The sequence below is a fragment of the Nostocoides sp. F2B08 genome (assembly GCF_009184895.1).
In the GTDB taxonomy this organism is placed as follows: Bacteria; Actinomycetota; Actinomycetes; order Actinomycetales; family Dermatophilaceae; genus F2B08.
The window spans coordinates 25,041-31,775 of sequence record NZ_WESE01000018.1 but is presented as its reverse complement, the minus strand read 5'-3'; the positions used below and the strand labels follow the sequence as shown (position 1 = coordinate 31,775).

Below are 6,735 nucleotides of genomic sequence, written 5' to 3'. Positions count from 1 at the left end.
ACCAGCTAGAAAACGCACGAACGATCATCCTCGCACGCGACCTACCGCCCCCTCGTCCAACCCCCGAGGTCTCGATCAGCCGGCAGAGACTCGACAGAGACGGGCCCGACCTTTCAGGTCTGGTCGACTCGCGGCGGTGTGACACGGCCGCACTTGTTGAGCATGCATCACGGGCCGATGGGGCACGATGAGCGCGTGAGGAACCTTGGGGGAATTCGGCTCGACTTGCTTCCGGGCGAAGGGGACGGCCGCTGGTGGAGATCGAAGGTCGGGACGCGGGCTGTCGCGGCCGCTGCCTGTGGAGTCCTGTTCCCGTTGCTGGGAGGTTGTTCTAGTGGCGGGGTGAGGGTCCCGCCGGGGGCTGGCGACTTGGAGCCGTGTCCGGTTGCCACGATCGACGTCACCTCGCTGGCTCAGATGGGGGAGCCGGGCTGCAACCTGGCCGGCTCGACGCTGCGGTTCCCCACCGGGGAAGAGTTCGAGCTCGGGGAGCCTGGGTCCGGCGGAGGGATCACGAGTTCTCGTTCGCGGACTCACGAGGTGCGGGCGGCGAATTGGGTCATCCCCGGTGCTGGCGCGGTCGACATCACCGACGGCGTCGTCACCGTATGGGGGTCGACCCAGTGGGCGGTCGAGCTCCAGCTCAAGGCCCTCGCGTTAGAAGGAATCCAGAGCAGAGTCAGTTGACGAGACACCGGTCGCCGCCTGCCAGACAACAACGGCTCACTTCGGCCCCGATGAACCGCGCGCACGCGCGTTTCGCGGCGAAGAGACGGTGCTTCGGGCGGAGGCTGAGGGGAGGGCTACGGGCCTACACTGAATCCATGTCCGACTCCCGTATCGTCGCCGACCATCGCATCATGGGCGGTGTCCCGTGCGTGCGTGGTACTCGGATCCCGGTGGCCACAATCGTCGGACTGGTAGCTCAGGGACGCACGGCCGAAGAGATTCTCGCCGACTATCCGACTCTGGCGGCTGACGATGTGCGGGCAGCTCTGGAGTTCGCGGCCATGGCCGTCAGCGAGCGGCAGGTTCCGCTACGCACGTCAGCGTGAGGTTTCTGCTCGACGAGTGTCTGAGCCAGCGTTTGGTGCCGCTGCTCGAGGAGGCGGGCCACGACGTCCTTCATGTCGTGGACAGCGGACTGGCCGGTGGCATCGACCATGACGTCCTGGAGATGGCGCGGACCGATGGGCGAGTCCTGGTCTCCTCGGACACCGACTTCGGCGAGTTGCTGGCCAGGGCAGGTACCGCTCTCCCAAGCCTGGTGTTGTTCCGGCAGGGCAACCGGGCACCCGAGCATCAAGCAGCCACCCTGCTGGGAAACCTCGAGCAGGTTGCCGAGGATCTGGACGCAGGGGCCATCGTCGTGTTCACCAACGACAACATCCGGATCCGCAGACTGCCGATCCAGGGCTGACGCCGCCCGACTCGCGGCGAAAGGTCGCGCGTCGACATGCGACGATGTTGACGTGGTCGGGACGGTCTTAAGTGTGCCGATCGGCCACTCGTCGTCTAGGCACGCAGTCGAGGCACGCGTCACTCCGTTGGACCGTCGCACGGCCGAGTCACGCTCATCGAACAAGCGCGCAGAGGGACGTGATGATGGGGAACCCGGTGACCTCCCTGGTGCGACGATTCGCTGGCCAGGAGGATGAGCCGCTTCGCCACTACGACTGGCTCTGGTCCCTGGTAATGGCGGTGGTCCTGCTTGTCGTCGCGGCGCTGCTGGTGCGTGAGGGTTCTGCGCTGCAGGGCGCGATCTGGCTCGGTGTCGCGATTCTGGTCTGGGCCGGCACGCTCGGTACCGCGCTCCTCGACGGGTGGCCAGGTGCTCCTGCGCGTCCGTGGCGGTCCGATGACCTGGGCGGGTCGGTTCGCTGGGGACAGGACGAAGGCGTGACAACTGACTCGGTCGGCGTGCGGGACCCTGCCGGGGAGTGCATCGAGTGGGATCGGATTGTCGGCCTTCGGGTCCGAGCGCCTGTCCATCGACGCGGCACCGGGGCTATCAGGGCCATCCTGGCCGCGATTGGCATCAAAGACCCAGCGCTCATCGAGTTCGAGCTCGAGGTCGTCGACGACGTGCCTCGGCGGATCGCAGTTGGCGACAGGTGTCACTACGACGTTCGCGTGCAGCGTGCGCTTGACGCGCTCACCGTCCACGAGCGGCCGACGACGCTGTCGAGAGCGGACGTGCTCCAGGCATATCTGGACCACCACCGCGGCCAACCCTGGTACCTCTTGTGGCGCACCCCTGGCGCCCGTCCCTCGCCATAGGTAACGACAGGAACGCGGCCCCTACCCCGCGCGACACGCTGCGCTAGGACGCACGTGGAGATCGGCGCTGTCTTCGGCCGGGGAACTTCGTCGACTCAGTGAGCTGTTCGTGGCCACCGAGGGCGAGGACGGACAGCCATGCACGTCCCAAGACCTTGCCCAGGCTCACCGTCGTGATGACGACACCGAGGCGTATCGGCGTCTATTGGATGGACGTTCAGGGTCGGTCGCCCAGACGCCTTGACTCTTTCAGTGTCTCGACCAGGATCTCGTAGTCCGTCGTTCGTACCGAGATGACGGGAGAGACATGCCTCCTTTCCCAGCCGTGAAGATGTACGACGCGGTGATCTCCCACGACTCGATTGCAGTCGTTCAGCTCCAACGACAAGCAGCGGATGAATTCGTCTCTTGGTTCCAACGTCGAGATCCATCGACCGGCAGATACGGGCTGGCCCTGTTGGCAGCGAATCGAGAACTTATGGCTGAAGCCTGGGCTCCTACTGCATCTCTCATCCGGCGCGACCCCTATGGCATCGTAGAACCAAAGTGGAACGGACACTCTGCGACCACGCGCGAAGCGTCGGGAGCGCCGAGGCGCCTGGAGCGCGTCCCACGCATCGCCGAATCCGAAGTAGAGCAGGGAACCGAGAGCCATAAACAGGCCGATCACGACGACCTCACCGAAACTCACAAGATCCTCCTGTCAACGGACGAGACGCCGAATCTAGGTCGATGATGCCAGGCGCTCGACCGCCCACTGCGGGCGAGATGCCTCCGGCGCCGCGCGTTTCGCGGCGATATGGGGCACCTTGCGATGGCGCTTGAGATGGTCGGATCAGTACGGTGGGAACACCATGTGGTGACGCCATCTGGGCGCCCGGCACGACTGCCGGCCGACTGTGGAAGTCCACGACATTCGCACTGTCGCGTTGTTACGGAGGGTCATTGCGATGAGCCCGCGCCACAAGATGTCTCGGTCGCAAAGCCACGCCCGTGCGGTGGCAACACTGGCCATCGCCTTCGGTGCGAGTGGCTGCAGCGGCTCCGATACTGGCGGCCCAGCTTCGCCGTCAGAGATTCCAGCCGTCCTCACCTGCGATCAGGTCGAGTCAACTGATATCGACTACGGCGAAGGCAGCGGCCCACGCGAGGACACCTCAGCCGAAGCTGCCCAGCGCGCCTTTCGGGCTTACGCGGCGCCCTCGGGCGAAGACCGCCAAATCTCGTCCAACCTGTGGATTCGCGTCGATGGTGACGGAGAGATCGTCGCCACCGTTCGCCTTGAGCGCCACACCGGCGGAGGCTATCGACCCACGGTCGTCCAGGCATGCGCTCCCTAGGCAGTCGCGTCCTCTAGCGGTGTGCAGCGGGCAGGCGGCTCGTTACAAACCCTCGTCCGCTCCATTGGTGTACGGCGAGAGCACCTGAAGAGGCATGCTGTCGGCTCCGGGGATTCCTACCGGGTCGGTACGGCGGGTCAACATGCGACTTCGTCGTTCCTGCGTGTGGTCCAGGTTGCTGTCGTTGCCATCGCAGCCCACTAGCCAGATAAGTCCTCGTCCGTGCCCCGGGTTGCGCAGTTCAGCCGCCTCATAGTCGCGCACGAGGGCGATCGCATAGGTCAACACCTGACCGGCTTGGCGCTGGGCCCAGTCGATGACCTGAAGAACGTCAGCACCGGTGACGTCATAGGTGTCCGTCCACCCGTGGGTCGAGTCTGGGCCGCTGCCATGGAAGTAGACCCTGAACCTCGGATTCGAGTCTTCCCAGCTGGAATCACGCTCATCGACCTGCTTGATCTCGATCTCGATCTCGCTCACAAGGGGTGAGTCTGGCCTCCACAGATGCGAAAGGGAAGGATGACAGGCGGCGGAAGGGCCTACGCAGTGCTCGATGCCGGGAAGCGCTGTGGAGTGCACTGCGCAGACACCGAAGCTGTCGCTACATTGCTCTCGTGTTGGGGATCAATGCCGCCGAACTGGCGGTCCTGCTGGCCGTGGTTGTCGCCATGACCACTGCCCTCTACTTCATCGTCAGGTTGGCCGTCCGTCACGGCTCCAAGCAGTCCTGACCAGCGCGAAGTCGCGGGGGGCGCCACAGCCGATCGCCGCCGGGTAGGGCGTGCGTTTCGCGGCGGTGTGCAGCGACCTGGGAGACGGACGAGGTTTTGATCGGAGCTACGCGCTACACCATCTGCATCGGACCGAACCGCGACTCAAGTTCGGGCAACCAGCTTCGGTCGAAGGTGAGCCCGTATCGTTCACAGAGCTCGTACACCCGCTCGTCTTCCGGCGGTGTTGGCTGCGAGATGAGGTCGGCAAGTTCTTCGAAGAAGCCCTCGAACCCGGCCGGCGAGATCGTCTCCAGAATCCGGACCGGGTCGGGACCAGGGTTCCAGAAGGAATGCAGGACACCCCGCGGCTTCCACAAATAGGACCCTGCGGACAACTCCAATTCCTGGTCACCGACGCGGGCCCACAGCACGCCTTCCAGCACGTACGAGAGCTCGTCCTCATGTTCGTGCAGGTGCGGCTCGACGATCGTGGCCGGAGCGACCGGATGCTCGACGACGGCGAACGCGCCACCGGTTTGCTCACCCCGAACTTTGAAGTGAACACCCACCCCGCCCAGGTCGACGAACTTGCCTGCACCTGGCTGCACCGAGAACGGTTGACGATCCATGCTTGACCGTATCGCGCGTCCTCGACGCCGACGCGGACAGATTCCCGCCGTCGCCCACATGCAGTGGGCCAGCCAGTCCTTCGATCCGACTGCGCAAGTGTCGGCGGCCGGGCTGCAGGGTCGAACCCGCAGGCCTTCTGCGTCGAGGACGTCAATGTGATCATGAGCGTGTGGTGCACGTGATGCGGTTGGTGACGTTCGTCGAGGTCACCGACTCGGTCGCTGACCCAAGGCGACTGTCGGTGTCAGCTCGTCACGAGGCCGTCCTCTCCAACGGCGATCGAGTGATCCTCCTTGACGACCGAGGCTGGAGCGAATCCGGTCCTCCGGATATCTGGTCATCGTTGTCCGCGGTCGAGATCGTGGAGAGCGCACGAGTGGTGGTCGGTCCCGACGAGCCTTTTGACGGTTACTCGCAGGAGTACATGCAAGCAACTCATTGGGCCACCCTGGCCGAGGTCCTTCGACGCCATGGTGTCGACGTCGAGGGCAAGACGCTCAGCGAACTCCCGCACGAGGTAGTGCTGGGCGAAAAGTTGCTCACCCGCTTACGCGCAGGTGCCGGATGAGTCCGGAGAGCGCCTGGCGGCGCGCAATCGATCAGTCACTTCCCCACGGTCAGCTCCCGGCGGACAGGACCGGCCCACAATCCCAGGCGGGCGCCCGGACGGTGTTGCTGTCTCTCTCGGACACCGAGACTTTAGCTTCCCGGGTGGTCGTAATTGGCTACCGATGACGTCTGCGGCGGGCAGCCGGACCTGTCGCGCGACCTCGCAGATCGGAGCACAGTGAGCCATCTCGGGCTAGCCTGCGAGGATGCGCCTCGTTGAGGTCGGACGCCTCGAGCTGGAAGTCCATGACGTGGGGACCGGGGAACCCGTCGTCCTGGTGCAAACGGCGCTGACCGCCGATGAGCTGGCGCCGCTGGCCGACCACCTCGTTGCTCACGGCGCGTACCGTGCGATCCTCTACCACCGGCGTGGCTACGCCAGGAGCAGCCCGGTCCAAGGCCCCGGGTCGGTCGTTCGCGATGCCGCCGACTGTCGAAACCTCATCGATGCCCTTGGGCTAGGCAGGGTCCACATCGTCGGCTACTCCTACAGCGGCGCCGTGAGCCTGCAGTTCGCCGCTGACGCCGCGAAGTACGTCCAGACCCTGACGCTGATCGAACCCCCTCCGGTGCACGTACCCAGCTCGGCAGACTTCCGCGCGGCGAACGCCCGGCTCCAGAAGGTCCGGCAGGTGTACGGGCCGGACACGGCGCTGGCACACTTCCTGAACCAAGTGATCGGGCCCCACTGGCGAGCCGAGGTCGAACAGCGCCTGCCGGGCGCAGCCGAGCAAATGCAGCGCGACAGCACGACATTCTTCGACACCGACCTCCCCGCATTGATGTCCTGGCGATTCGACGTTGAGGATGCGCGGCGCATCAGCTGCCCGGTGCTGCACGTCAGCGGCACCGACAGCGGTCCATGGTTCGCCGAAGTACGGAAGCTGGTCCGCACCTGGTTGCCGCAGACAGAAGACATACTGCTCACCGGGGCCGATCACTCCCTACCCCTGACGCACACACCCCAGATCGCAGACGCGCTTGCCGACTTCCTCGGCCGCCACACGATGGTGGCGGGTCGGGGAATGAAATGAACCCCTGACAAGCACACCGGAAACGGCCGAAACGCCGCGGTTGGCGCGATCAACCGCTGAGGATCGGCTCACTCTCCAACTCGCGACCGCCACCGGCCCGGTGGGCGGGGCACCAGGGGTCGACAGCCG

The 6,735-nt window shown here is 65.2% G+C and carries 10 protein-coding genes; 8 read left to right on the top strand and 2 right to left on the bottom strand.

The annotated features are described in order from the left end of the window. Positions 1–342 precede the first annotated feature (342 nt). The 6 genes from GA707_RS20145 (at position 343) to GA707_RS21455 (ending at position 3,620) form a co-directional block, all read left to right on the top strand. On the top strand, positions 343–687 hold the full coding sequence (locus GA707_RS20145) for a hypothetical protein (RefSeq protein ID WP_152180242.1): 345 nt from the start codon (positions 343–345) through the stop codon (positions 685–687). 137 nt (positions 688–824) lie between these two features. Next, complete coding sequence (locus GA707_RS20140; RefSeq protein WP_152180241.1) at positions 825–1,055, top strand: DUF433 domain-containing protein; 231 nt, start codon at positions 825–827, stop codon at positions 1,053–1,055. After that, complete coding sequence (locus tag GA707_RS20135; protein WP_152180240.1) at positions 1,052–1,420, top strand: DUF5615 family PIN-like protein; 369 nt, start codon at positions 1,052–1,054, stop codon at positions 1,418–1,420. The genes GA707_RS20140 and GA707_RS20135 overlap by 4 nt, the downstream gene beginning before the upstream one ends. Before the next feature lie 197 nt (positions 1,421–1,617). Further along, positions 1,618–2,280, top strand: coding sequence for a hypothetical protein (locus GA707_RS20130; protein WP_152180239.1), 663 nt, complete (start codon positions 1,618–1,620; stop codon positions 2,278–2,280). Positions 2,281–2,605: 325 nt separating this feature from the next. Beyond that, entirely contained in the window at positions 2,606–3,016 is a 411-nt protein-coding gene (locus GA707_RS20125) for a hypothetical protein (RefSeq protein WP_152180238.1), read from the top strand. A gap of 214 nt (positions 3,017–3,230) precedes the next feature. Further along, positions 3,231–3,620, top strand: coding sequence for a hypothetical protein (locus tag GA707_RS21455; RefSeq protein ID WP_152180237.1), 390 nt, complete (start codon positions 3,231–3,233; stop codon positions 3,618–3,620). Positions 3,621–3,662: 42 nt separating this feature from the next. On the opposite strand, the gene GA707_RS20115 is transcribed toward GA707_RS21455, so the two are convergent. Beyond that, complete coding sequence (locus tag GA707_RS20115) at positions 3,663–4,100, bottom strand: hypothetical protein (protein ID WP_152180236.1); 438 nt, start codon at positions 4,098–4,100, stop codon at positions 3,663–3,665. Positions 4,101–4,464: 364 nt separating this feature from the next. After that, a complete protein-coding gene (locus tag GA707_RS20110) occupies positions 4,465–4,962 on the bottom strand; it encodes a cupin domain-containing protein (RefSeq protein WP_193315461.1) in 498 nt (165 codons plus the stop codon). A gap of 170 nt (positions 4,963–5,132) precedes the next feature. Between GA707_RS20110 and GA707_RS20105 the strand changes: the two genes are divergently transcribed. Continuing rightward, entirely contained in the window at positions 5,133–5,531 is a 399-nt protein-coding gene (locus tag GA707_RS20105; RefSeq protein WP_226963996.1) for a hypothetical protein, read from the top strand. Between the two features lie 247 nt (positions 5,532–5,778). Continuing rightward, positions 5,779–6,606, top strand: a complete 828-nt coding sequence (locus GA707_RS20100) for an alpha/beta fold hydrolase (RefSeq protein WP_152180234.1) — start codon at positions 5,779–5,781, stop codon at positions 6,604–6,606. Positions 6,607–6,735: the final 129 nt, after the last annotated feature.

Bases quoted from the DNA above. Each gene is read 5' to 3' on its own strand.
- GA707_RS20140 (WP_152180241.1), top strand. From the start codon at position 825: ATGTCCGACTCCCGTATCGTCGCCGACCATCGCATCATGGGCGGTGTC.
- GA707_RS21455 (WP_152180237.1), top strand. From the start codon at position 3,231: ATGAGCCCGCGCCACAAGATGTCTCGGTCGCAAAGCCACGCCCGTGCG.
- GA707_RS20100 (WP_152180234.1), top strand. From the start codon at position 5,779: ATGCGCCTCGTTGAGGTCGGACGCCTCGAGCTGGAAGTCCATGACGTG.
- GA707_RS20110 (WP_193315461.1), bottom strand. From the start codon at position 4,962: ATGGATCGTCAACCGTTCTCGGTGCAGCCAGGTGCAGGCAAGTTCGTC.